The 26706-nt window shown below is 33.1% G+C and carries 26 protein-coding genes and 1 other RNA gene; 12 read left to right on the forward strand and 15 right to left on the reverse strand.

The features are described 5' to 3' along the window. Positions 1 to 34: 34 nt before the first annotated feature. Positions 35 to 511 (reverse strand): Lrp/AsnC family transcriptional regulator, encoded by a 477-nt coding sequence (locus PK35_RS08725; protein ID WP_044626317.1) that lies wholly within the window; start codon positions 509 to 511, stop codon positions 35 to 37. A gap of 145 nt (positions 512 to 656) precedes the next feature. Here PK35_RS08725 and metE point away from each other — a divergent pair, with 145 nt between their 5' ends. From metE to PK35_RS08750, 5 genes are all read left to right on the forward strand, one after another. Then, on the forward strand, positions 657 to 2960 hold the full coding sequence (gene metE, locus PK35_RS08730; protein ID WP_044626318.1) for a 5-methyltetrahydropteroyltriglutamate--homocysteine S-methyltransferase: 2304 nt from the start codon (positions 657 to 659) through the stop codon (positions 2958 to 2960). A 79-nt stretch (positions 2961 to 3039) separates the two neighbouring features. After that, positions 3040 to 3438, forward strand: coding sequence for a hypothetical protein (locus PK35_RS08735; protein WP_044626319.1), 399 nt, complete (start codon positions 3040 to 3042; stop codon positions 3436 to 3438). Positions 3439 to 3530: 92 nt separating this feature from the next. Then, entirely contained in the window at positions 3531 to 4091 is a 561-nt protein-coding gene (locus PK35_RS08740) for an RNA polymerase sigma factor (RefSeq protein WP_044626320.1), read from the forward strand. A 12-nt stretch (positions 4092 to 4103) separates the two neighbouring features. Beyond that, the gene (locus PK35_RS08745) at positions 4104 to 4664 is read left to right on the forward strand and encodes a hypothetical protein (protein WP_044626321.1); all 561 of its coding nucleotides are present in this window, start codon (positions 4104 to 4106) and stop codon (positions 4662 to 4664) included. Positions 4665 to 4728: 64 nt separating this feature from the next. After that, positions 4729 to 5811, forward strand: coding sequence for a hypothetical protein (locus PK35_RS08750; RefSeq protein WP_044626322.1), 1083 nt, complete (start codon positions 4729 to 4731; stop codon positions 5809 to 5811). 41 nt (positions 5812 to 5852) lie between these two features. Here PK35_RS08750 and PK35_RS08755 read toward each other — a convergent pair whose 3' ends face one another. Further along, positions 5853 to 7172: an MFS transporter gene (locus PK35_RS08755; RefSeq protein ID WP_044626323.1), complete on the reverse strand. Its 1320-nt coding sequence runs from the start codon at positions 7170 to 7172 to the stop codon at positions 5853 to 5855. A 65-nt stretch (positions 7173 to 7237) separates the two neighbouring features. Then, the gene (locus PK35_RS08760; protein WP_044626324.1) at positions 7238 to 8071 is read right to left on the reverse strand and encodes a M48 family metallopeptidase; all 834 of its coding nucleotides are present in this window, start codon (positions 8069 to 8071) and stop codon (positions 7238 to 7240) included. Positions 8072 to 8200: 129 nt separating this feature from the next. On the opposite strand from PK35_RS08760, the gene msrB reads away from it, so the two are divergent. Both msrB and PK35_RS08770 read left to right on the forward strand, forming a co-directional pair. Further along, positions 8201 to 8677 carry a peptide-methionine (R)-S-oxide reductase MsrB gene (gene msrB, locus PK35_RS08765; RefSeq protein ID WP_044626325.1) on the forward strand — a complete coding sequence of 159 codons (477 nt, stop codon included), beginning with the start codon at positions 8201 to 8203 and terminating at the stop codon, positions 8675 to 8677. Positions 8678 to 8748: 71 nt separating this feature from the next. Beyond that, positions 8749 to 9300: a DUF1572 family protein gene (locus PK35_RS08770; protein ID WP_044626326.1), complete on the forward strand. Its 552-nt coding sequence runs from the start codon at positions 8749 to 8751 to the stop codon at positions 9298 to 9300. A gap of 2 nt (positions 9301 to 9302) precedes the next feature. Here the strand turns inward: PK35_RS08770 and PK35_RS08775 are convergent, their stop codons facing one another. Beyond that, positions 9303 to 10586, reverse strand: coding sequence for an NAD(P)/FAD-dependent oxidoreductase (locus PK35_RS08775; protein WP_044626327.1), 1284 nt, complete (start codon positions 10584 to 10586; stop codon positions 9303 to 9305). A 108-nt stretch (positions 10587 to 10694) separates the two neighbouring features. On the opposite strand from PK35_RS08775, the gene lpdA reads away from it, so the two are divergent. Continuing rightward, entirely contained in the window at positions 10695 to 12071 is a 1377-nt protein-coding gene (gene lpdA, locus PK35_RS08780) for a dihydrolipoyl dehydrogenase (protein ID WP_044626328.1), read from the forward strand. Between the two features lie 361 nt (positions 12072 to 12432). On the opposite strand, the gene PK35_RS08785 is transcribed toward lpdA, so the two are convergent. The 4 genes from PK35_RS08785 to aroQ form a co-directional block, all read right to left on the reverse strand. Then, positions 12433 to 13245: a mechanosensitive ion channel family protein gene (locus tag PK35_RS08785; RefSeq protein WP_044626329.1), complete on the reverse strand. Its 813-nt coding sequence runs from the start codon at positions 13243 to 13245 to the stop codon at positions 12433 to 12435. 25 nt (positions 13246 to 13270) lie between these two features. After that, positions 13271 to 13456, reverse strand: a complete 186-nt coding sequence (locus PK35_RS08790) for a hypothetical protein (RefSeq protein ID WP_044626330.1) — start codon at positions 13454 to 13456, stop codon at positions 13271 to 13273. Positions 13457 to 13458: 2 nt separating this feature from the next. After that, a complete protein-coding gene (locus PK35_RS08795) occupies positions 13459 to 14031 on the reverse strand; it encodes an RNA polymerase sigma factor (protein WP_082048556.1) in 573 nt (190 codons plus the stop codon). 65 nt (positions 14032 to 14096) lie between these two features. After that, positions 14097 to 14516: a type II 3-dehydroquinate dehydratase gene (aroQ, locus tag PK35_RS08800; RefSeq protein WP_044626332.1), complete on the reverse strand. Its 420-nt coding sequence runs from the start codon at positions 14514 to 14516 to the stop codon at positions 14097 to 14099. A gap of 71 nt (positions 14517 to 14587) precedes the next feature. Here aroQ and xerD point away from each other — a divergent pair, with 71 nt between their 5' ends. Continuing rightward, complete coding sequence (gene xerD / locus PK35_RS08805; protein WP_044626333.1) at positions 14588 to 15484, forward strand: site-specific tyrosine recombinase XerD; 897 nt, start codon at positions 14588 to 14590, stop codon at positions 15482 to 15484. 55 nt (positions 15485 to 15539) lie between these two features. On the opposite strand, the gene rny is transcribed toward xerD, so the two are convergent. The 4 genes from rny to PK35_RS08820 form a co-directional block, all read right to left on the reverse strand. After that, the gene (rny, locus tag PK35_RS08810; RefSeq protein ID WP_044626334.1) at positions 15540 to 17114 is read right to left on the reverse strand and encodes a ribonuclease Y; all 1575 of its coding nucleotides are present in this window, start codon (positions 17112 to 17114) and stop codon (positions 15540 to 15542) included. A 57-nt stretch (positions 17115 to 17171) separates the two neighbouring features. After that, positions 17172 to 17298: non-coding RNA, 6S RNA (gene ssrS / locus PK35_RS17395), on the reverse strand. A 55-nt stretch (positions 17299 to 17353) separates the two neighbouring features. Then, complete coding sequence (locus tag PK35_RS08815; RefSeq protein WP_044626335.1) at positions 17354 to 17647, reverse strand: cell division protein ZapA; 294 nt, start codon at positions 17645 to 17647, stop codon at positions 17354 to 17356. 12 nt (positions 17648 to 17659) lie between these two features. Then, positions 17660 to 17950 carry a hypothetical protein gene (locus PK35_RS08820; protein WP_044626336.1) on the reverse strand — a complete coding sequence of 97 codons (291 nt, stop codon included), beginning with the start codon at positions 17948 to 17950 and terminating at the stop codon, positions 17660 to 17662. A 175-nt stretch (positions 17951 to 18125) separates the two neighbouring features. Between PK35_RS08820 and PK35_RS08825 the strand changes: the two genes are divergently transcribed. Continuing rightward, the gene (locus PK35_RS08825; RefSeq protein ID WP_044626337.1) at positions 18126 to 19805 is read left to right on the forward strand and encodes a M23 family metallopeptidase; all 1680 of its coding nucleotides are present in this window, start codon (positions 18126 to 18128) and stop codon (positions 19803 to 19805) included. A 12-nt stretch (positions 19806 to 19817) separates the two neighbouring features. Further along, positions 19818 to 22280 carry a TonB-dependent receptor plug domain-containing protein gene (locus PK35_RS08830; protein ID WP_044626338.1) on the forward strand — a complete coding sequence of 821 codons (2463 nt, stop codon included), beginning with the start codon at positions 19818 to 19820 and terminating at the stop codon, positions 22278 to 22280. Between the two features lies 1 nt (position 22281). Here the strand turns inward: PK35_RS08830 and PK35_RS08835 are convergent, their stop codons facing one another. Together PK35_RS08835 and PK35_RS08840 are read right to left on the reverse strand one after the other, a co-directional pair. Continuing rightward, the gene (locus tag PK35_RS08835) at positions 22282 to 23718 is read right to left on the reverse strand and encodes a hypothetical protein (RefSeq protein ID WP_044626339.1); all 1437 of its coding nucleotides are present in this window, start codon (positions 23716 to 23718) and stop codon (positions 22282 to 22284) included. A 296-nt stretch (positions 23719 to 24014) separates the two neighbouring features. Next, positions 24015 to 25154 carry a cysteine desulfurase family protein gene (locus PK35_RS08840; RefSeq protein WP_044626449.1) on the reverse strand — a complete coding sequence of 380 codons (1140 nt, stop codon included), beginning with the start codon at positions 25152 to 25154 and terminating at the stop codon, positions 24015 to 24017. 119 nt (positions 25155 to 25273) lie between these two features. On the opposite strand from PK35_RS08840, the gene PK35_RS08845 reads away from it, so the two are divergent. Beyond that, positions 25274 to 26167, forward strand: a complete 894-nt coding sequence (locus PK35_RS08845) for a hypothetical protein (protein WP_044626340.1) — start codon at positions 25274 to 25276, stop codon at positions 26165 to 26167. On the opposite strand, the gene PK35_RS08850 is transcribed toward PK35_RS08845, so the two are convergent. Then, positions 26160 to 26705, reverse strand: coding sequence for a Smr/MutS family protein (locus PK35_RS08850; protein ID WP_044626341.1), 546 nt, complete (start codon positions 26703 to 26705; stop codon positions 26160 to 26162). The two genes, PK35_RS08845 and PK35_RS08850, sit on opposite strands and share 8 nt — an antisense overlap. Position 26706: the final 1 nt, after the last annotated feature.

A 26706-nucleotide genomic window follows, 5' to 3' on the forward strand; every position in this document is an offset into this window, starting at 1 on the left:
AGGCAGGCTTTAAAGTCTGCCTTTTTTATTTTTATTAAATAGGTACAGCATAATCATTTTTTATTTCGCCCATTACAAAAGTACTGTGCGCACTACCAATATTCTTAATGCTTCCCAAATGATCCAAAACAAAATTTTGGTATTCCTTCATATCACTTACCATAATTTTAAGTAAAAAATCATAATCACCTGAAATATTATAACATTCTACAACTTCCTTTAGCGCAATAATATCCTTAACAAACTGCCGCCCTATTTCACGTGTATGTTCTTTTAGAGTTACGTTACAAAAAACAATTAATCCTTTATCGAGTTTTTCTGCATTAAGAACGGCAACGTATTTTTTTATAAACCCGTTTTTCTCTAATTTTTTTACGCGTTCAAAAACAGGTGTCGCCGATAAATTTACTTTAGCTCCCAGCTCTTTTACTGTTAAGTTAGAATTGTTTTGTAGCAGCTTTAAAAGTCGTAAATCAATATCGTCTAGACGACTTGTAGAATTATTTTCCATTGATCTGAAATTTAATCGAGTTAAAAAGAATTTTATTCTTCAAATAAAACCATTAAAAGTTATTTAAACCAATATTTACGAGAATTTATTTGTTTTTATTCTGTGTTTGTAGTTTTGAAACGTAATAAAAACCACTACAACAATCATGAAAACAACCATTTTAGGTCATCCAAGAATAGGCAAAAATCGAGAACTAAAAAAAGCCTGCGAACACTATTGGTCAGGAAAAATAAATGAAGCCGAATTGCAAAATGTAGCAACCAAAATAAAACAAGAAAATTGGTTAAATCAACAACAATTGGGTATTGACAGTATTCCATCGAACGATTTTTCTTTTTACGATCAAGTTTTAGATACTTGTTTAACATTAGGCTGCATTCCGTCAAGGTTTAAATCAATAGAGAAAAACAATCTGCTAAATCTTTATTTTGCTATGGCTCGCGGCTTGCAAAACGAACATATTGATGTTACGGCCATGGAAATGACTAAATGGTTCGATACTAATTACCACTACATTGTTCCTGAATTTGAAAAAGATCAAGACTTCAGTTTTTTTTCAAAAAAAATTGTTGAAGAATATAAAGAAGCTTTAGGTTTAAGCATTAAAACCAAACCTGTACTAATTGCTCCTGTTACCTTTTTACTATTGGGAAAAGAAAAGGAAACTGGCTTCCACAGACTCGATTTATTAGAAAAACTATTACCAATTTACTTTGAAATTCTTGAAGAATTATCAAACTTAGGAGTAGAATATATTCAGTTTGACGAACCTTGTTTAGCACTAGATTTAAACAAAAACGAGCAAGAAGCGATTCAATACACCTATAAATCCATCAGTGAAAAATTTCCCAATTTAAAAATCTATTTAGCTAATTATTTCGATTGCTACGGAAACAACCTCAACATTGCTTTACAATTACCAGTACATACTTTGCATTTAGATTTGGTGCGATGCTCACTTCAAATTGATGATATTTTACAATCAGAAAATTATAATTCCGAAACGCATTTATCCCTTGGTTTAGTTGATGGTAGAAATATTTGGATTAATAATTACGAAAATTCACTAAAAACGATTGAAAAGGTTACTGCGAAAATTCCAAAAGATAAATTATGGATTAGCACATCCTGCTCTCTGCTTCACGTGCCCTACGATTTAAATTTAGAACAAAATATTAATCCCGAAATAAAACAATGGCTAGCCTTTGCGCAACAGAAACTTGAGGAAGTTATCGCTATAAAAAACTTAGTCTCAAATGAAGCTAATGATTACGCCTATTTGTTTGAAGAAAATAAGTTGGCTAACATCAACAAATCGAAATCTAAAATTATTCACAATCCAGAGGTAAAATCTCGTGTGGCTAACTTAAAACCTGAAGATAGTGAGCGTAATAGTCCTTTTGCATTAAGACAGGAAAAGCAAAAATCTCACCTTAATTTACCGCTATTTCCAACAACAACTATTGGTTCATTTCCGCAAACTAAAGAAGTTAGAAGCTGGCGATTACAACACAAAAAAGGGTTATTGCCAACCGAAACTTACCAAAAAAATATTGCCGAAGAAATAGAAGCCTCCATTAGCTTTCAAGAAGACATTGGTTTAGATGTATTGGTTCATGGTGAGTTTGAGCGCAATGATATGGTTGAGTATTTTGGCGAGCGCCTTAACGGATTTGTGTTTAGTAATTTTGGTTGGGTACAAAGTTATGGTTCAAGATGTGTAAAACCTCCTATTTTATTTGGCGATGTTTCTAGAAAAGAACCTTTAACCGTAAAATGGTCGCAATACGCACAATCGTTAACCCAATTACCTGTAAAAGGCATGCTTACTGGTCCTGTAACCATTTTACAGTGGTCTTTTGTTAGAAACGACCAACCACGTGCAACAACATGTAATCAAATTGCGCTGTCGATTCGCGATGAAGTAGCCGATTTAGAAAACAGCGGTATAAAAGTTATTCAAATAGACGAACCTGCTATTAGAGAAGGCTTGCCTTTACGTAAAAATGAATGGCAAAACTACCTTAATTGGGCGGTAAATGCCTTTAAAATTTCGGCGAGTGTAGCTAAAGATGAAACTCAAATTCACACACATATGTGCTACTCCGAGTTTAACGACATTATCGCAGATATAGCTAAAATGGACGCCGATGTTATTACCATTGAAACCTCACGTTCTGAAATGGAATTACTCGATGCGTTTGCTAACTTTAAATATCCAAATGAAATTGGTCCTGGAGTGTACGATATTCATTCCCCAAGAGTACCTTCAATATCCGAAATTGAAACATTACTACAAAAAGCCTCACAAGTATTACCAAAAGAACATATTTGGGTAAACCCAGATTGTGGTTTAAAAACACGCCATTGGCCAGAAACTAAAAGTGCACTTAAAAATTTAGTGCTTGTTGCCAAAAAATTAAGACAAGAAACTCTAAAACTTGCTTAGAGTGAATATAAAACCTTTCAATACGAAAAGCTCAGTACTAAAATTCTGAGCTTTTTATTTTTTTTACTATATTTAATCTATGATTACAACCATAAAAATTGAAATAGGTAATTTTTATATTTATAAAAACTACTTGGTTGTAGAAATGAATGAAGGTATAACAGTAACCCCCGATTCTAATAACATTCTTGTTGATATTGTTGACACATTCTATGTTGACAAAAATTTCGTTTACATAACTAATCGCATAAACTCCTATGCTGTAGATCCCTCTGTTTACAAACAAACATCTCTTATAGAAAACCTCGTTGGATTTGCAGTTGTTTCTACCAACAGCTTATCTTTAAGTAATGCCGAAATTGAAAAATTGTTTTTAAATAAACCCTTTGAGTTATTTACAGATATTGATGAAGCTATTACCTGGGCAAAATCAATTCTTGAAGAAGGTCGTTCGAGCATAAAACCTCATGATAAATAGATCTAAAAAATCTTCTAAAAAAACTTTTTTATAATAAACTGTAACAAACTAAAAAAAGGGGCATCTTTAAGATAACAACCCGTTTATGTTTTTTGATATCAACCAAACCAAATACCGAACAACTCGTAGCACTTTGTAAAGCCGGCAACCAAAATGCGCAATTGGAAATTTACAACAGGTACTACAAAACCATGTACAACGCTTCTTTAAGAATTGTAAAAAACAGTTTTGAAGCCGAAGACATTATGCAAGATTCATTCTTAATGGCTTTTACAAAGCTTGATAGTTTAAACGATGCAAAAACGTTTGGTGTTTGGCTTAAACGAATTGTTATTAACAACAGTATTTATCATTATAAAAAAAACAATAAATACCAAGAAGTTGCTCTAGACAATATGCTTTATAAAATGGAAGACGATACCGGCGGTTTAAACAGTAACGAGGAGTTTACCAATTTAAAAGCACAACAAGTTTTAGACACGCTTAAAAACTTAAAAGATAATTACAGAATTGCCTTAACGCTTAATTTAATTGAAGGTTATGATTATGACGAAATTAGCGAGATATTAAAAATATCGAATGCCAATTGCCGTACAATAATATCGAGGGCTAAAGAAAGCTTAAGACAAAAATTACAAACCCATTTTGCTTAAAGTAAATATATTATGAGTAAAAATAATATCGACAATTTATTTAAAAACCTCGAAAATAAGTTTGATGTTGCCCAACCAAATACAGGGCACGAAAACCGATTTCTCGAAAAATTAAATAATACCCCAAAAGCAAAAACCATAGCCTTTAAAAAAAGCTTTTGGAAACCTATAATGGGCATTGCGGCTTCGTTAGTGCTTATTTTTACCTTTGTTTTAAACACAAACAAACCAGAAACGGCGCTCGATTTGGCAAGTGTTTCACCAAAAATGGCGCAAACGCAAGATTTTTTTACAGTTACTATTAACGAAGAACTTAATAAACTAAACAACGAAAAATCGCCCGAAGTACAAGGTTTAATTAAAGATACTATGTTTCAAATTAAAAAACTTGAAAACGATTATTCGCTTTTAAAAGAAGATTTATATGAAAGTGGTGACGACAATCGTGTTATTTATGCTATGATATCAAACTTTCAAAGTCGTATTGAAATTTTACAACAAACACTTCAGCAAATTGATAACATAAAACAGATGAAAGCAGACACAACAAACCAAGAACCTGAAATTATTTAAGCTGTTTTAAATCGTATTTATCTTGATCATTAACAACAAAATCATCAATCAAAAAACTACAATTATGAAAAAAATATTACATATCACCTTAATCGCTTTTTTACTTTTTCCCGTTTTATCTCAAGCCAAAACCGCTAAAGATAAACACTCAAAAAGCAAAACCATTTCAAAAACGTTTTCAGTAGCACCAAATGCTACGGTAAAAGTATCAAACAGCTACGGCAATTTAGATGTGATTACTTGGGATGAAAACCGTGTAGTTTTCGAAATAACAATTACTACCTCTGGCAACGACCAAGATAAAGTTGAAAAAAAATTACAAGCCATTGATGTAAAGTTTTCAGGAGCTTCAAACTATGTTTCGGCGCAAACAATTTTCAACAAAAACAATTCGAATTCATGGTGGAACTGGAGTAACAACAATAAAGTAAACATGAAAGTTAACTATGTAATTAAAATGCCTGCAACCAATAACGTACACCTCAATAACGATTACGGCAACATTAATTTAGGTAAACTTGAAGGCGATGCAACTATTAATTGCGATTATGGTAAAATAACGACCAAAGAACTAATGTCGGCAAACAACGTTTTTAATTTCGATTATACAAAAGGCTGCTATTTTGAATATATAAATGATGGAAAAATTAATGCCGATTATAGCGATTTCGTTATATCGAAAGTAAAACATATTGCTGTAAATGCCGATTATACAAAATCGACTATTGAAACTGCCGAAAGTGTAACCTATAATTGCGACTATGGAAACATGACTATTATTAAAGTAAACACTGTTAATGGTAATGGCGATTACCTAACTACTCACATTGGCGATGTATATAAAAATGTTACTATTAAAGCCGATTTTGGATCGATTAAAATTGATAGAATGACTCAAAACGCCAAAGATTTACATATTGAAAGTGATTATGTAAACCTTAAAATTGGATATGCACCTAATTATAGTTTCAACTTTAATTTAGACTTGGAGTATGCCAATTTAAAAGCCAATAACGACTTAAACTATACAAAGAAAATAATTGATTACGGCGACAAACATTATATTGGTTATAGAGGTGATAAAGCCACTGCAAACAAAATAACAGTAAAATCGGATTACGGAAACTTAACCTTATTCGAAAACTAATTCATCTTTCATCAATCAACTTAATAACAAGCAACATATTTTTAGTGTTGCTTGTTTTGTTCTTCTTCAGATTTAGGAACCCTAAAAAGTAAAACAATTCCAAACAAAAAGAATACAAATAAAAACAAAATACCATTACGCATACTTCCGGTAATTTGATCTATAAATGCAAAAATTACCATTCCAATAACAATGCCTATTTTTTCGGCGACATCAAAAAAACTAAAATACGAGGTGCTATCTTCAGTTTCAGGTAAAAATTTTGAGTAAGTACTACGCGCTAACGATTGTATACCGCCCATTATCATACCTACTACTGCCGCAGCAATATAAAATTGCACTGGAGTTTCCATAAAATAGGCATAAAAACAAAGTGCCATCCAAATAAAATTCACACCAATTAGTGCTTTAATATTTCCAAACTTTGCAGAAGCTTTCGATGTTAAAAAAGCGCCCAAAATGGCAACCAATTGAATCACCAAAATACTTACTATTAACCCCGTAGTTTTTTCATCGTCACTACCCCATGCAATTTCTTCTTCTCCAAAATACACGGCTACTAGCATAATAGTTTGTACAGCCATACTAAAAACAAAAAAGGCGTACAAATAACGCTTTAATCTTAAATTCTGTTTCAACTGTTGCCAAACTTGCTTCAGTTCTTTTAATCCGTTAAAAATAACATCTTTAGTCACTTTATCGCCGTTTGAAGCCCCTTTTGGTAACCAATAAAAACTATATTGACTAAAACCAACCCACCAAATACCAACCGTAATAAATGCATAACGCATCATTTGCATTTTTGCAGCACCTTCATCTTGACTCATCACCATAGCCAAATTAACAATAAGTAAAATAACGCTGCCAAAATAACCCAACGAAAACCCTTTCGCACTAATGCTATCTTGTTGGTCTTCAAAAGCTATATCGGGTAAATACGAATTATAAAACACCAAACTACCCCAATATCCTATTAATCCCATAAAGTAGAATAGTAAACTTAAATGAATTTTTTCTGGTGTAATATCAAACCAATATAATCCAATACAACCGGCACCACCTAAATAGCAAAAAAACTTCATAAAATTCTTCTTGTTCCCCACGTAATCGGCAATTCCAGATAAAATTGGTGAGGTAAAAGCAACTACCAAAAAAGTAAACGCAGTAACAAATGTAATAAGTGCTGTACTTTTAAATTCTAGTCCAAAAGCGCTAACTGTTTTAATTTCTGAAACAAATAACGCCGAATAAAATATTGGAAAAATGGAAGACGCAATAGTTAAGGTATAAACCGAATTCGCCCAATCGTAAAACGCCCAAGCGTTTAGCAATTTTTTACTGCCTTTTTGTAGTGTTGCCATATTGAAATAAAAAAAGCTGTCAATGTTATTTATTGACAGCTTCTAAAGTAATTAAATATTTTAAACTAGAAATCTCCTAGTGGTCTAAATGTTGAAACACCATATTTTTCGGCTTCCTTTTTAGCATGAGGTGCTAAACTTTTTAAGTTTGCTATACGCGAATCGTTACTAGGGTGTGTGCTTAAAAATTCAGGTTGCGATTGTCCGCCGCTATTAGCCTTCATACGTTCCCATAAAATAGAAGCTTCATCAGGATTATATCCTGCAATAGCCATTAAATAAATACCAATTTTATCGGCTTCGGTTTCATGGCTTCTGCTAAAAGGCAACATACCCGCTACGTTAGATACTACACCAAACGATTGATTAAAAATACCTAAAGCCTGATCGTTATTGGCTAAAGCAACATTTCCAGCAACCGCTAAACCTTGCTGAATATACGCAGCACTCATACGTTGTTGACCATGATTTGCTAAAGCATGAGCAACCTCGTGCCCCATAATAGCTGCAATTCCTGTTTCATTATCGGCAATTGGTAAAATACCCGTATAAAACGCAATTTTTCCACCTGGCATACACCACGCATTAACTTGATCTGATTCTATTAAGGAATATTCCCATTTGTAATCGTTAAGGTAACCCTCGTATCCGTTTGCGTTTAAATAGCGCTCCGCTGCTACGGCAATACGCTGCCCTACTCTAGTTATCATTTCTGCATTTGCAGTTCCTTTTACAACTTTATTCTCTCCTAAAACTTGGTTATACTGTGCAAAAGCCGATGGAAATAGCTGATCGTTAGATACAAATGCTAAAGTTTGTTTACCAGTAAACGGATTAGTTGCACAAGAAATTATAACCAATACAACTGCAAGAGATAATATTATTTTTTTAGCTTTCATTTTTTATAGGTTTTAGTTTATAAAAATAGTAAATCGTTCTATAATTTTAAGACACAAATCAAATTAAATAGTCACAACTAAACAAGCTTATGTTATTATTTTAATTTTATTTCGACTAAAGTGAAAAACATGAAAAATATACTTGCTTCAATAATTACTATCCTTTTATTTAATTGCAAAGGCGAAACCCAAAATAAAGAAAAAGAAAAATCTTTTGAAATTACAAAAACGGAGGCCCAGTGGAAAGCTCAATTAACTGATATGGAGTTTTACGTTTTACGACAAGCTGGAACAGAACGTGCTTTTTCCAGTCCTTTTAATTCTAACAAAAAAGAAGGCACTTACGTTTGTAAAGGTTGCGACACACCTTTATTTAAAAGTAAACACAAGTACAACTCTGGATCTGGGTGGCCAAGTTTTGATAGAGAAATAAAGGGTAATGTAGCATTCTCTACCGATAGAGATTTGGGTTATATTAGAACCGAAGAACACTGCGCAACTTGTGGCGGTCATTTAGGACATGTATTTAGTGATGGCCCAAGAAATACCACTGGAAAACGCCATTGTATAAACGGTGTGGCTTTAAAATTTGTACCTAAACAATAATAAAATTAGATAAAATCAATTCTTGTTTTAGATGAGAAAAGGCTAACTTTAAGGTTTATAAGTTTAATATTATGGACTCATACCTAAACAGTGCTTTAAAGCAATTTGAATACTACAAAAGTTTAGTCGATAACACCTTTAAGCAATTAACTTTTGATGAGATAAAATGGCAAAGTAGCAACGATGCCAATAGTATCGCAATTATAGTAAAGCATATGGTTGGCAATATGCTTAGTAGATGGACTAATTTTTTAACTGAAGATGGCGAAAAACCATGGCGCAATCGGGATGATGAGTTTATAGATACGTTTACCTCTTTTGAAGCTTTAATAGCTGCTTGGGAAAGTGCTTGGACTTGCTTGTTTAGTGCGATAAAACCATTAAACACAAATGACTTAGAGCAAATTATTTATATTAGAAATGGCGGACACACCGTAACCGAAGCTATAAACAGACAATTAGCACATTATAGTTACCATGTTGGACAGATTGTTTTTCTAGGAAAACTTTTAAAGGGAGACGATTGGCAATCGCTATCTATTCCTAAAGGAAATTCTAAAGCTTACAATGCTTCAAAATTTAGCCAAGATAAAGAAAAACGTCACTTCACAGACGATTTATAGTTTTAAGACTTAAAATTCTTTTTAAACGGACGAATAATCAAACGTGCTTCTCTATCAAAACGAATATAATTATACACCCAATTAACGAAAACGACCATTCGATTTCTAAAACCAATTAAAAAGAATAAATGCACAAACATCCATACATACCAAGCAAAAACACCTTGAAACTTAAACCTTTTTAAATCTACTACCGCTTTGTTACGTCCTATGGTTGCCATGGCACCTTTATCTTTATATTCAAAAGGCTTCATGGGTTTTTCTTCAATAAGTTCCAATAAATTATCCCCTAATTGCTCGCCCTGTTGAATAGCAGGTTGCGCCATCATTGGTAATCCGTTTGGGAAATCTTCTGTTTTCATACAAGCCACATCGCCTACCGCAAAAATATTATTAAAGCCTTTTACTTGGCTAAATTGGTTTACTTCAATTCGGTTTCCTCTTGTAATAAAATCTTCAGCATCTAAACCTTTTATGGTTTCCCCTTTTACACCAGCTGCCCAAACAACGGTTTCTGCATTAAAAGTTAAATCGGTATTAGTGGTAACTGTTTTGCCATCGTAACCTTTAACACGCACATTCTTCCAAATATTTACACCCAATTTTTCCAGAAAATCTTCGGCTTTTTGCGAGGCTTTATCACTCATACCTTTTAAAATTCGGTCGCCCGATTGTATAATATGAATTTGCGCCATTCGGGTATCCAAATCTGGATAATCCTTTGGCAAAATACCCTTCTTTATTTCGGCTAATGCTCCTGCTAGTTCCACTCCTGTTGGTCCTCCACCAACAATAACAAAGTTCATTAAAGCATTGCGCTCATGTAAATCGGAAGTCAACAAAGCATCTTCAAAATTTTCGAGAATCAAACTTCGAAGGTTTAACGATTGTGGTATGGTTTTCATGGCCATACTGTTTTTCTCAATTTCGGTATTTCCAAAATAATTGGTTGCCGAACCCGAAGCTACCACTAAATAATCGAAATCTAAATCGCCAATATTAGTTTTTACACGTTCGTTTTCAACATCAATTTCATCCACATTTGCTAATCGAAAATAAAAATTAGGAAAATTTTGAAGTACTTTTCTAATTGGATACGCAATAGAATCTGGCTCTAAACCTCCAGTAGACACTTGATATAATAAAGGCTGAAAGGTATGATAGTTATGTTTATCAATCAACACAACCTGTACTTCTTGTTTTGCTAACTTTTTTGCCAAAGCAACACCTGCAAAACCACCTCCAATAATTACAACACGAGGGAAACTCGTTTTTGGTATATTCATATGTAAAAAACTTTCAATACAAAGGTAAGATTAAAGATATAAAAATAAAGGCATCTAAATTCATTATTAAAAATCGATTTCGTAAATTCGTACTCTAAAATTTAACAAATGAATAAATACGATATTATTGTTCTTGGAAGTGGCCCAGGAGGTTATGTTACTGCTATTAGAGCATCTCAACTAGGTTTTAAAACCGCTATTATTGAAAAAGAAAATCTTGGTGGCGTTTGTTTAAATTGGGGTTGTATCCCTACGAAAGCCTTATTAAAATCGGCTCAAGTTTTTGAATACCTAAAACATGCTGAAGATTATGGTTTAAATGTTAAAGATGCTTCGCACGATTTTGATGCTGTTGTAAAACGTAGTCGCGGTGTTGCCGATGGTATGAGCAAAGGCGTACAGTTTTTAATGAAGAAGAACAAAATAGACGTTATTAATGGTTACGGAAAGATTAAACCAGGCAAAAAAGTAGATGTTGATGGTACCGAATACAGTGCCGATAACATCATTATTGCTACTGGTGCACGTTCTCGTGAGCTACCAAGTTTACCTCAAGATGGTAAAAAAGTAATAGGTTACCGTGAAGCTATGAGCTTACCAAAACAACCTAAAAAAATGATAGTGGTTGGTTCTGGAGCCATTGGTGTTGAGTTTGCTTACTTTTACAACTCTATGGGAACCGAAGTAACTATTGTTGAGTATTTACCAAATATTGTTCCTGTTGAAGACGAAGACGTATCGAAACAATTAGAGCGTTCGTTTAAAAAGAATGGTGTAAAAGTTATGACATCGGCCGAAGTAACAAGTGTTGATACCTCTGGAGATGGCGTAAAAGCAACGGTTAAAACTAAAAAAGGTGAAGAAGTTCTTGAAGCCGATATTATTTTAAGCGCCGTAGGAATTAAAACAAACATTGAAAACATTGGTTTAGAAGATGTTGGTATTGTTGTAGATAGAGATAAAATTTTAGTTAACGATTTTTACCAAACTAACATTCCTGGTTATTACGCCATTGGCGATGTTACTCCTGGCGCAGCCTTAGCGCACGTTGCTTCTGCCGAAGGTATTATTTGTGTTGAAAAATTAGCAGGTATGCACGTTGAAGCTTTAGATTACGGTAATATTCCTGGTTGTACCTATTGTACACCTGAAATTGCATCGGTTGGTTTAACCGAAAAAGCAGCCAAAGAAAAAGGTTTAGATATTAAAGTTGGTAAATTCCCATTCTCGGCATCTGGTAAAGCTAGTGCTGGAGGTAACAAAGATGGTTTTGTAAAAGTTATTTTTGATGCTAAATATGGCGAATGGTTAGGTTGCCACATGATTGGTGCTAGCGTAACCGACATGATCGCTGAAGCTGTTGTTGCGAGAAAACTAGAAACTACCGGCCACGAAATTTTAAAAGCCGTACACCCGCATCCAACCATGAGTGAAGCCGTTATGGAAGCTGTTGCCGATGCTTACGATGAATGTATTCACATTTAATACGTATATAATATAAAAGCAAAGGGCTCGATTTTTACAATCGAGCCCTTTTTTGTTGCAATTAAGAAATTAACCATAACCTACTAACCAAAACCATAACATTTTAATTGCAACCATTAAGCTAGCTTAAAATTTGAGGCCTAATAAGCCCTAAAGCCTATTATTTTTTTTCTTGCTTTTTAATGTTTGCTTGTTAGATTTCTTGAATACCTTTCTCGATTTGTAGAAACGAGCTATAATTATAAATATAAAAACTACCTGTATCGCAATAAAAATTATTGTGATTTTCTTTACCATCTTAAACGTTATTCAATTGAATCTTACATTTAAGACACACCTTTTTTTACAAAGTCACAGGGTTTTAATCAATAATTTCAATTTTTTTATTTGAGATGTATTTTATTGGGTAAACCACTTTTTTATCAGCAAAACGTACTATAACACTAATACTCTCAATAGCAATGATTACGCCTTCTTCCCCATCGATTGAAATTTTTTGTCCTACTTTAAAGCTCTTTTTAGAATAAAAACCAAGCAGTAAACGTAAAATAATATCTCGTGAGCCTAAGCCAAATGCAATAGTAAATGCAGCAAGGGCTGCTCCTAAAATTAAGAATATATTTTTGGTTATAATTTCGGTATCTAATCCTGCTTGGTTAAGGGCTAAAATAGACACCATTATTGCTAGCAAAATAAATACCACATTGCTTATGGCTTTAGAACCACCAACATCGATAGCCTTAATTAACGATCGTACAGATTCTTTTAAATAATTAGCACCATAAATACCAAAAACAAAAATAGCTAAAGCAGTAAATATTTTAGGTAAAAAATTAATAAGCTTACTTACTTCGTTGGAGATAAAGCTTAAACCTAAAAAGTCTGATCCTATAATTAAAAAGATTAGTATTAAAAACCATTTTACAAATATTAAAATAACCTTATCGAGCTTTAAATTTAAGTTTGAGCTTAAAAACGGTATTTCGTTTAGCTTATCCGATAGCTTATCAAGTTTGGTAAATTTTAACGACTTTTTTACCAGAAACAACACTAATTTTAAAACAACCCAGGCTACAACTACAAATAAAACTCCTAATAATATTTTTGGTAACGCCAAATAGATATTTGCCATAATGGTTTCTAAAAGGGTAAAGTCTAATTTAATTTTATTCATTTTGTATGGTTTTGGTTAGTTTTCATTAATCATCTAGGTCGTTATCTTCTTCTTTCTTCAAAAAATCGGCGGCAGCATCGGGGTATTTTATTACCATTAAATCTGTAAAATCTAGGGCTAATTTTACAATATCAATGTCACTCATCACTCTTTCCTTAATGATGTCTGGCAGCTTTTCATTATGTATTACTTTTTTAAACGGATTTTCCATAATCAAAAGTCGTTATAAATTTTTACTAATCGCTCTTTGGCTCTACTTAGCCTCATTTTTACAGCACTTTTTCCAATTCCTAATGCGTTTTGAATATCTTCAATCGATAAATCGTCTTGATATTTCATAAACAAAATCATTTTGTCGTTTGGGTTCATAAGTTCTAAACTTTTTTGAAGCTTATCAGACTTCATACTGTAAATAACTTCTTCTTTTACTTCTTCTACTTCTTTGGAGTAGTTTCCTAAATCGTCTGCTATTAAAAACTTATCGCGGCGTTTGTTTAATTCACGCTGCACATAATTTACACAGTGGTTGTAGGTAAAGGAATATAACCAAGTAGAAAATTTAGATTTGAAATTAAACATTTTTAACTTCACAAAAAGTTTTACAAAAATGTCGTGGGCTAAATCTTGAGCTTCTTCTTTGTTTTTAACAAAACTCAAGCATTTATGATATACAATTTCTGAATACCTATCATAGATAACAGAAAACAATTCGGCACTTTTTGATTGAATGATTAAAGCTACTAGCTTTTCATCTTCTAACGATTTATCTATCTTTAAGTCTTCCAATACAAAAATTCAGTTCAATTATTTTAGACACAACTTAGTGCGCTGAGTCACAAAAAAATATGGAATTAATTTACAAAACTTTTTATTGCCAATTCGTAACTAAGCATTCCAAACCCTAAAATAACGCCTTTAGCATTGGGTGAAATATACGATTGATGCCTAAACGATTCGCGCCCAAAGGTGTTCGATATATGCACTTCTACAACTGGAGTTTCAATACCTTTTATGGCATCACCAATACCAATTGACGTGTGAGTGTAAGCGCCTGCATTTAAAATAACGCCATCGTAACTAAAACCAACCTCATGGAGCTTATTTATTATTTCGCCCTCAACATTCGATTGGTAGTAACTAATCTCAACATTAGTAAACTTAGCTTTTAGTTCTTTTAAATAATCCTCAAAAGTTAAGCTACCATAAATTTCTGGTTCGCGCTTTCCTAATAAATTTAAATTTGGTCCGTTTACTATGATTAGTTTTTTCATAAAGTAAATGTATAAAATTTGATTTTTATGCACACTATATTATAAACAGATATTTTAGTAATTTTACCACAATGAAATGGCAAACAGCACTTAAAGATTATAAAACTTATTTAAAAATAGAGCGGGGTTTATCTGAAAATTCTATTAGCAGTTACGCCCTGGATATCTATAAATTAATTCAATATCTTGAAACCAATAACTTTGAAGTTTCGCCAATAAAAATATCTTCTGAAACCATACAACAATTTATTTACGATGCTGCAAAACAATTAAATGCACGTTCGCAATCGCGTTTAATTTCTGGTTTACGCAGCTTTTTTAGTTATTTGGTTTTTGAAGACTACCGAGAAACTAATCCGTTAGATTTAATTGAATCGCCTAAAATAGGAAGAAAATTACCCGATACCCTTTCGGAAGAAGAAATAGATAACCTTATAAAAGCCATAGATTTAAGCAAACCGGAAGGCGAGCGAAACCGTGCTATGTTAGAAACTTTATACGGTTGCGGATTGCGTGTAAGCGAACTAATAGGTTTAAAATTATCGGATTTATTTTTTGCTGAAGGTTTTATTAAAGTAACTGGTAAAGGTGATAAACAACGCTTTGTACCCATTGTTAATGCCACACAAAAGTATATTAATTTATATGTACAACACATTCGTAATCACCAAACCATACAAGCAGGATTTGAAGATACGTTGTTTTTAAATCGTCGCGGAAAACAGCTCACTCGCGCCATGGTTTTTACCATTATAAAAAACTTAGCAAAAGCCATTGATTTAAAAAAGAATGTATCTCCGCACACATTTCGACATTCGTTTGCAACACATTTACTTGAAAACGATGCCGATTTACGCTCAATACAACTTATGTTAGGACACGAAAGTATTACTACCACCGAAATTTATGTGCATTTAGATAAAAGCCACTTAACTAAGGTTATTGAGGAATTTCATCCTAGAAAATAAAAAAGCATCCTTATTTAGGATGCTTCCATTTTACTTTTATAAGATATCAAGAACTCTATTTTGCAATGTTTACCGCCCTTGTTTCGCGAATAACTGTTACTTTAACCTGACCAGGATAAGTCATATCGGTTTGTACTTTTTGAGAAATACTAAAGGATAAATCAGCTGCTTTTTGGTCGTCTACCTTTTCGCTTTCAACAATTACACGTAATTCTCGACCTGCCTGAATAGCATAAGCTTTTTTAACACCATTAAATCCAAAAGCAATATCTTCTAAGTCTTTTAAACGCTGAATATAACTATCTAATACTTGTCGTCTTGCTCCTGGACGTGCTCCCGAAATAGCATCACAAACCTGAATAATTGGTGCTAATAACGATTTCATTTCAATTTCGTCGTGGTGAGCTCCAATGGCATTACAAACATCTTCTTTCTCGCCAAACTTTTCTGCCCATTGCATACCTAAAATAGCGTGTGGTGTTTCCATATCGGCTTCGGCATCTGGCACTTTACCTATATCGTGTAATAAACCAGCTCGTTTAGCTAATTTTGGATTAATACCTAATTCGGCAGCCATAACACCACAAAGTTTAGCAACTTCGCGCGAGTGCTGTAATAAGTTTTGCCCGTAAGACGAACGGTATTTCATTCTACCAACCATCTTTATAAGTTCTGGATTTAAATTATGAATACCTAAATCTATAACCGTGCGCTTACCTACTTCTATAATTTCTTGCTCAATTTGCTTTCTGGTCTTTTTAACAACTTCTTCAATTCGCGCTGGGTGAATTCTTCCATCGGTTACTAAACGATGTAACGATAAACGTGCTACTTCACGACGTACCGAATCGAAACATGATAAAATGATAGCTTCTGGTGTATCATCAACTATAATTTCAACACCTGTGGCTGCTTCAATAGCACGAATATTTCGACCTTCACGACCAATAATTCTACCTTTTACGTCATCCGATTCTATGTTAAAAACCGACACGCAATTATCAACGGCTTCCTCTGTACCAATGCGTTGTATCGTATTAATTATAATTTTCTTTGCTTCTTGCTCAGCGGTAAGTTTGGCTTCTTCAAGAGAGCTTTGTATAAATGCCATAGCATCATTTTTAGCCTCACCTTTTAACGATTCTACCAATTGTTCTTTAGCTTCTTCTGCTGAAAGGCTAGAAATTACTTCAAGTTGTTGTACTTGATTTTTATGCAATTTGTCTATTTCTTCCTGACGCTTATCAAGTACATCTAAACGATGATTATAATCTTTAATTTTATCTTCTAAACTCTGACTTAACTTTTTGTTTTTAGATAATTCGCTAGAGACCTGCGACTCTTTATCGCGTGTACGTTTTTCGGCCTCGGCCATTTTTTTATCGCGAGTTAAAATTACTTTTTCGTGCTCGCTTTTAAGTTCTATAAACTTTTCTTTGGCTTGTAATATTTTATCTTTTTTAATATTCTCGCCATCGTTTTTAGCATCTTTTAATATTAAGGATGCCGATTTTTTAGCTTCTGAAATTATCTGAGAAGCCTTCTTTTTTTCTAATACTTTTGATATTACAAAGCCTAATATAAGCCCTAATACCACACCTCCTATCACAAATATGATTAAGTTATCCATCGGTTAATTTTGAAATTTATATATAAAAAAAGCCTGCATCAGTATAAAGTTTTGTATAAACTCCTTAAAAACAAGTTTAGGACTAACAAGCTGATCAAGGATCCACCCAAATACCGAATAAATCAATATTAGTGGCTTGCTTTTACAACTTTAACTCATCCTTTTTAAAGAATTAACGTTGAGTTTATCAAAAAAAATAACTAATACAGGCAGTAACTTTTGTTTATTTTAAAGAACGTTTAAGATTGTAAATGTTTACTTAAAAGTTGGTTTAAAGCATTTAGTTTATCTTCTACATGCTCATTTACAGTCGTATTATCTATAGATTTCTGTTCTACTTGCGACGCAAATTGTAAGGCGCACATAGCCAAAACATCTTGCTTATCGCGAACAGAATAACTTTGCTCAAATTGTTTTATTAGTACATCAATGCTTTTTGCTGCTTTACGTAAACCTTCTTCTTGACTTGGGTCAATGGTTAAAGGATATACTCTATCTGCAATAGATAGTTTTATTTTAAGCTTTGTTGACATTGATTGTTATGCTTAATCTGAAAGTTGACCAATACAATGGTCTATATCTCGTATTAATGCGTTTATTTTAAGCTTAGTCTCTCTTTTATTCTCGTCACTACCAAGTATTGCATTTGTTAATTTTAGAGCTTCATATTTTTCTTCCCATTGGGCTAATTGCCTTTTTTGGTTCGAAATTTCTTGCTTTGAAACTTCTAAATTGTCACATAATTTCAAATTTTCTTGCTTTAAAAGCTCTAATTGCTGTAATACTTTAGTTATTTTATTTTCTAACGAAATTACAATATCTTCAATATTACTCATTTACAAAAATCAATACTTATCTCACAAAGTTAACATACCTAAGTAAATTTTACAATTGTTTTTTAATAAAATTTTAAAAGCATCGTTTTACTATCGAGCAAAGTTGTGTTTATTTAATTTTTAACCGTGCTTTGTGTTTTCAGCCCAAATTTTTACTTTAGCATAATACAGTTTTATGAAGTTAATCCAGTCCCTTTTCTTAATTTTTCCATTTGTTTTTTTTGCGCAAAACCCTTATCCGCAGGACTATTTTGGTGATCCGCTAGAAGTTCCTATAATTTTATCTGGTACCTTTGCCGAGTTACGTTCAAACCATTTTCATTCTGGCTTAGATATAAAAACGCAAGGTCGTACTGGTTTACATGTTGTTGCTTCGGCTAGTGGATTTGTAAGCCGTATTAAGCTTTCTCATTTTGGCTATGGCAAAGCTTTATACATCACACATCCAAATGGCTATGTTACGGTTTATGCGCATTTACAAAAATTTGCACCAGAGATTGAAGCTTATGTAAAAAAACATCAATACGAAGCAGAATCGTACGAAATTGAATTATTTCCTAAAGCTGAAGAGTTACTTGTTAACAAAGGTGATTTAGTAGCATACAGTGGAAATACTGGCGGTTCAGGTGGTCCGCATTTACATTTTGAAATTAGAAACAAAGCCGAACACCCTATTAATCCTATGCTTTTTGGTATTGATATAAAAGACTCGTCGTACCCTCTTATTCGTTCAATTTTTGCCTATCCATTAAGTAATGACGCCATAATTAACAAATCGAACAAAAAACAAGAATTAAAACTTATTCCGCTAAAAAACGGCGATTATGCAGTGGAGAACATTGAAGCTATTGGAGACATTGGGTTTGGTATTGAAACAATTGACAGGCAAGATTTTTCGACAAACTCCAATGGGGTTTACAACATTCAAACCGTTTTTAATGGAAATAGAAATTTTGAAATTGATTTTAGTACTTTTTCTTTTGATGAAACCAGGAACCTAAACCAATTAATAGATTACGAACATTATATATCAAACCGCGACCGCATTCAAAAACTATTTATACAAAACAACGCCTTAAGCTTATACAAAGATGCCGAGAATAATGGTTTTTTAACCATAAAAGACAGTACCTACTCGGTATATAAAATTAGAGTTTCCGATTATAAAAGTAACGAAGCTTGGGTAACTATTAACATTAAAGGCACTAAACAAGCCCTTTTAAATAAAGACTCGGTTAAAACAACGCCTTACTTTATAAAAGCTGCGCAAAATACTAGTTTAAAAAAGTCCCCTGTTTCGGTTAATTTTAAACCTAATACATTTTATAACGACTTTTATTTAAATTTCGATGTAAAAAACGATACGTTAACCTTACATGAAAATATTATCCCAACTAAAAAGAATTTCTCTATTAATTATGATGTGAGTCATTACAATGCTACAGATCAAGAAAAACTATATATCGCTCGATTAATTGGAGACAAAAAAAACATTCCTGTTTACACCTCTACAAAGCGTGAAACGAACAAGTTAACAGGTATTTCTAAAGTTTTAGGCACATACACCTTGGCTACCGATACAGTAGCGCCAACCATACGGGCTAGTAACTTTAAAAATAATCAATGGATTAGTGATTATCGATTTTTAAAAATTAAAATTGATGACGATGCCTCTGGAATAAAAAGCTATCGCGCCACCATTAATAACAAGTGGATTTTAATGGAGTACGATTATAAAACCAAGTTACTTACTTTCGATTTTGTAAACACCGAAACCAAAAATAATTTAAAAGTAATTGTTACCGATAATGTTGGAAATAGTTCTACTTTTGAAGCTATATTTTACAGAAAATAAATTTACCAACTTTTGAAACCTAAACATTTATTTTTTACCATAGTATTTTTACTTTTTACAGGAAGCTTTTTTGCACAAACTGCAACTTTAAAAGGCATTATTTTAAATGAAAACAACTTACCTATTGAAAACGTAAATATTACATTTGAAAATACAGGTACACAAACCAACGCTAACGGTTTTTATTTACTAAATATTCCTGCTAACAAAAACGTAACAGTAACTTTTACGCATCTTTCTCATAAAAAAATTACGAGTACATTTAATTTAAAAAATGGAGAGGAAGTAGAATTTAACCCAGTAATGAGCGCTACAATTGAGCAAATAGCCACAGTTATAGTAACCAATACAAGCCGAAAAGAAGTTGAAGGTATTGTAACCTTAAAACCAGAAACTATTCGTAAAATTCCTGGTGCTAACGCAGGTGTAGAAAACTTGTTAATGACTTTACCAGGTGTAAGCAACAATAACGAATTAAGTACACAATACTCGGTGCGCGGTGGAAATTACGATGAAAATTTAGTTTATGTAAACGGTATTCAAGTGTATCGCCCGTTTTTAATACGTTCTGGCCAGCAAGAAGGTTTAAGTTTTGTAAATACGAATTTGGTACAAAATGTTGATTTTTCGGCAGGCGGATTTCAAGCCAAGTACGGCGACAAACTATCTTCGGTTTTAGATATCACTTACAAAACACCCTACGAATTTGAAGCTAATGCCGATTTAAGCTTATTAGGCGCTAGCATATCTGTAGAAAACACTAGCAAGAACAATAAATTCTCTGGCATTGTTGGCCTACGTTACCGCGATAATAGTTTATTAGTAGATGCTAAAGAAACCGAAACCAACTTTAATCCTGTTTTTGCCGATGCTCAAGGCTTTTTCACTTATAAATTTTCAAGTAAATTTCACTTGAGTTTTTTAGGAAATGCTTCGTTAAACAAATACAATTACCAGCCACAAACCAGACAAACCAATTTTGGTACCTTAACCGATCCCATAGCATTACTTGTTTATTATAGCGGACAAGAAAAAGATCAATACCAAACACTTTTTGGTGCTTTTAAAGGTTCGTATTTTGTAAATGATAATTTAAATTTACAGTTAACCGCATCAACCTATCATACCACAGAAGAAGAATATTTCGATATTTTAGCACAATACCGACTTGGTGAAGTTAATTCGAATATTGGTGATGAAGATTTAGGTGAAGTTGAATTTAGCGAAGGTGTTGGTAGCCAATTAAATCATGGAAGAAACGATTTAGATGCCTTAATTACTAACATTGAACATAAAGGTGATCTATCAATAAAAGGCCACAGAATAGAATGGGCTTTTAAATATACCAATGAAGATATTCGTGATCGCTTGGTTGAATGGGAAGTTATCGATTCGGCAGGTTTTTCTATTCGTCCGCCAAAAACCACCCCAATTAACGAGCAACCTTACGCACCTTACACGGGGCCATTAGTGCCATATCAAAACGTTCGTACCACAAATAATACAACAATAAACCGCTTTCAAGCCTATGCACAATGGAGCAAACGTAGCTCCATTGGCAATAGCGATGTTTGGTATAATGCTGGAATTAGAGCACATAATTGGACTGTAAGTGGCGAAGGCATAGCAACAAATACGCAAACCGTTTATAGCCCAAGAGCACAATTTGCAATTAAGCCCGATTGGGAAAAAGATATGCTTTTTAGAGTGGCTGGTGGCTTATATTACCAACCGCCATTTTATCGCGAGTTACGAGATTCTGCTGGTGTCGTTCAACCTAATGTGAAAGCTCAAAAATCGTTTCATGTGGTTTTAGGTAACGATTATAGTTTTAAAATGTGGGACAGACCATTTAAACTAACCACCGAAATGTATTATAAAGGACTAAGCCAAGTGAATACTTATACTTTAGAAAATGTGCGTATTAGATATAGAGCAAATAACGATGCAAAAGCCTACGCTTATGGTTTAGATATGCGCTTAAATGGTGAATTTGTTCCTGGCACCGAATCCTGGTTTAGTTTTGGCTATTTAAAAACAGCAGAAAACTTGAATAACCGTGGCTATATTGCGCGACCAACCGATCAACGCTTAAAATTTGCCGCTTTATTTCAAGATTACGTTCCAAACTTACCAAGCCTTAAAGTATATTTAAACTTAGTATATAACACTGGGTTACCTGGTGGATCACCTAGTTACGCCGACCCTTACGTTTACCAAAACAGATTACCCGACTATAAACGCGCCGATTTAGGGTTACAATATGTTTTAGTTGATGCTAAAAAGCAATTTAACAAAGGCTGGAAAAAGCCGTTTAAAGAATTATCGTTTGGTTTCGAGATATTTAATATGTTCGATGTACAAAACTCTATTACCAATACATGGGTTCGCGATGTATACTCGAAAACACAATACGCGATTCCTAATTATTTAACACCTCGTGTTTTTAATGTTAGAACTCGAATAAAATTATAATCTAATTTATACTTAAATTTTCTGAAAAAACGACTAATGTGTCTGTGCCAGAACCCGTTAAACGACGCGTATAAACTTCTATGTAATCTGAATTTGACAACTCTAAGTTAGCATTCATAGATACATTTTGAATTTGCGAATCGTTATCAATATAAATTAATGCTCTAGATTCTGTAACTACAGTGCCGTTTTTTGCAATAAAAAATGCGTAAAAATTTGAAGCAGCCCCATCAACTCGAATTGATAAAGATGCATTAATTTGAAATTGACGATCTTTTACACCATCATATATTAATCTGTTTTCTGTAACATTACTAGTAAATCGAAATAGGTTATTTGCAGAAAAAGACCCGTTTCCTTCTACTAATTGATCTGTACCATTTGATATTGATTGCGTAAAACCAGTTGTAACAGGACCATCATAATAAAAGTTTCCAGCAGCAACACCATCTGTTTCAACATTAATACCTGGACAATCAACATCCCATGAATTTGTAAAATTATAACCTGTGTAAGGAGATGTTCCATTAATATAATTTCCGCCTCCATAAAAATCAACAGCTCTAATAGTTGCTCCATTTGTAATAGAGGTTATTCCTGTAACATTTACCCCAGCAGTTGCAGCTATAACTTCGCTAAAACCGCCCTGTTTTGATATAATTTCAAAATCTCCAACAAAAGTTTCATAAGTTCCACCGTTAGTACCATCCCAACCCTGTGTATTCAACAATAATTGATTAATATCGGTATAGGTAATACCATCATTATTACTTACATATTGAATAATACTAGAAAACACTAAGTTAAAATTTGAAACACTACCAACAGCATTACAATTTGCAATTACACAATCTCTAAATACTAAAGATTCTGCACCAGTACCTGTTAAGTTAAATATAGATGAACCAGGAGCTGTTAGAGTTAAATTTCTAAGCGAACCTCCATTGCTTCCTGTAAAAATATTTCCTCCAACTCTTAACAAAACATCTTCGTTTGTATCTTCACCAGAGATGTAGGCGTTATTTATATTTATAGGAGCTGTTAGAATTATAGTTCCGTTAATTTCATAAAGAGTGTCAGTATTTAAAAGGTATTCTGCACCTCCACCCGCAACTAATTCATCGGCCAAATCGGCTGCGCTTTTAACTAATTTATAGTTATCTCGCGTTACAGCAGCTTCAACTTTACTCCAAGATGTTGATGTAGAATTATAATAAAAAAAGGCGTCCTCATCGATATCGTAAACCATTAGACCTTCGGCAGGAGAAGCTATGGCATTTCTTTGAGTAGTTGTCATTCTTGGAACTAACAAACCTTGAGTTGTCGATTCCATCTCAAGAATGGATGAAGCATCTGGGTTTGTAGTACCAATACCTACTTGTGCATTTACCATTTTAAATGACAAAAGGGTGATAATAATTAGCGCTGTAAGTTTCATAATGTTGGTATTTAGGAGCAAAAAAAGTCTTTTACATATATTCCATATTATATTGTTTTTAAATGCATTAATTGTTTTGTATTGAATTTTAATTTCAAAAACTAAAGCAACTTATTTAGAGGTTTAATTGTGATTAAATTAAAATGCATAGACTGCCAAAACCCATTTTTAAGCATTGGTTTAAACATTTTTTTTAAATAAAAATAGTATGAATATAAAAGCGGAACCTTTTATAAACGGTAGAATGAATTTTACCTTCGCCGAAATGCGAGTTTGTTTAGATAAACAAAAATAGGTTACATGAATTGTTTTAATGTTTCAACAACATAATCGACCTCATTTTTAGTGTTATAAATACTAAAAGAAAAGCGCAACGATGGTTTTTGTAAGGCTTCTGGCGACAGAATTTCGGTTAAAACATGCGATTTTTTTTCGCTACCGCTTTGGCAAGCACTTCCTCGCGAACAAGCAACTCCTTTTAAATCGAGTTGAAATAGAATCATTGATGCTTTTTCGGTTGCGAAAGGAAATTGTACATTAACCATAGCGTATGTACTATGGTTAAAATCGTCGCTTAAACCGTTAAAGGTAATATCGGGAATTTCAGCCTTTAAAGTTTCAATAAAATATTGTTTTAAATGCGAAATATATTCCGAATCACTTTTCAAATTATGGTAGGCCAATGTTAAGGCCGTTTCCATACCTACAATATTATGTAAACTCTCGGTTCCTGCTCGTAAACCACGCTCTTGCTCACCGCCAAAAATTATAGGTTGTAACTCAGAATTTCTTCTAATAAAAGCAAAACCGACACCCTTTGGTCCATGAAATTTATGTGCCGAAGCCACTAGAAAATCAACTGGAATATCTTTTAAATCTAAAGTATAATGACCAACAGATTGTACAGCGTCGGTATGAAACAAAGCATCATTTGTTTTACATATACTAGCAATAGCTTTTAAATTTAAAATATTACCAATTTCATTATTAACATGCATTAAACTTACTAAGGTTTTTGTTTCGGTTTGTAGCAAAGTTTCTAAGTGAGTTGTATCTATTTTTCCTTCATTATCAACATCAACATAACTAACTCTAATACCTTCATTTTTATGTAAAAAAGCAACCGTATTTAACACAGCATGATGTTCAATTTTTGAAGTAATAATATGTTTTACCTGTAAATCTTTAACAGCACTTTGCAGAATTAAATTATTAGCTTCTGTGCCGCCCGAAGTAAATATAATTTCACCCGACTCAACATTTAAATACTTCGCTATAGTTTTTCTTGATTTTTCCAACAACACCTTCGACGAGCGCCCAAAACCATGTGTTGATGAGGCATTACCAAAATTACTTTTTAAAACCGTACTCATAGCATCAACAACAGCATTATGCACTTTTGTAGTTGCGGCATTATCAAAATAAATCTTTTTAATCATGGTAAAAACTTTATTAACTAAAGAAATAGTGAACAAAAATACTTTAAATAAAATTATTTTCTTTAAGTGGCGTTATAAATAACAATTCTATTATTTTTGCCTTAAAATTTGAGTGTATGCGTAAGCTGTTTATATATTTATTTTCGTTAAGTTTATTATGTTTTTGGACCTGCGATGATGGCGATATTATTGAATTCGAATTCGATTTTGAAGAAGAATTTGATTATTGCGAAGGCGTTGACGATTTGGTGCTGTATAAAACTAAAAGTGAACCTGCCGAATCGATGTCTTTATTAATTTCTAATTTTACTTTAGACGATTTAATAGCAGTTGAAGAAAATGATACTTTAATTATTACCAATCAAGCAGCTTCTTTTACATACCGAACTTACAATAATTCAACGATATCAAATATTTTTTGTAGTGATGTACCTGCTAATGTTTCTATTAATGTTGATGAAACCGACCCTGTAATTATAGATATTTTAACGGTTTTAACAGAAGATGATAACGATGGAATTCCTGCCATTTTAGAAGATAGAAATGGAAATGGCGATTTAACTGATGATGATACCGATGGCGATGGTTTACCAGATTACATTGATGCCGATGATGATGGCGATAATATTTTAACCATAAATGAAAATCCAGATCCCAATGAAGATGGTGATTTAAGTGATGCCCAAGATACAGATGGCGATGGCACTCCCGATTATTTAGATGATGATGATGATGGTGATGGCGTTTTAACCCGTGACGAAGAAAACGATTCGCAGGATCAAAATCCAGCAAACGATATCACCGATGGCACAACAGCCGATTTTTTAAACGATGTTATAAAAACCAAAGTTGATGCAACAGCCTACAGAAGACACTCTTATACTAGAACATTTCGTGTATCTGTTATTGTTAAAGAAATTGGTATAAACGTAATTTCGCAAGACACCTTAGATTTTGGTTATATGAATATTGGCCCAAATACCACCAATATTACGCCTCAATTTAACTAGAAGTGTTTTGGTAAATATAAACTTCGGTGGCGCCTAAACCATATTTTTGGTAGTTAGCATCGTAAAACTTTACATTATTATATCTGCCAAAAAGATACTCTAATTCTAATTTTAGCACGCCCTCGCCTACGCCATGAATAAAAACCACTTTTTGAATGCGTTTGGCTATGGCAAAATCTAATTTTCGTCTTGCTGTATCAAGTTGTAATGTAAGCATATCGTGATTAGTCATACCACGAGTAGAAGGCACCAGTTGATGAATATGTAAATCGACTTCCATTGTGGGTTCGTATCGAGCTTTAGCTTTCTTTTTAGGCGCTTTTTTACGATTTACAGGTTCTTTTTCGGCTAAATTAAAATTTGATGTTAACGATTGTTTGCTTATGGTATTATCTTGCTTTATTAAATCGGTGGCTTCAAAATTTATTAAAAACCCATCTTCAGTTTCAATAGTAATCTTTTGCCCTGCAATGTGCTTTATCTCGCCTTGCAAATCTTCATCTAAAACCAAAACAAAATCACCAACTTTAAAAGGCATA

The organism is Neotamlana nanhaiensis, assembly GCF_000943555.1.
Lineage (GTDB): Bacteria > Bacteroidota > Bacteroidia > Flavobacteriales > Flavobacteriaceae > Neotamlana > Neotamlana nanhaiensis.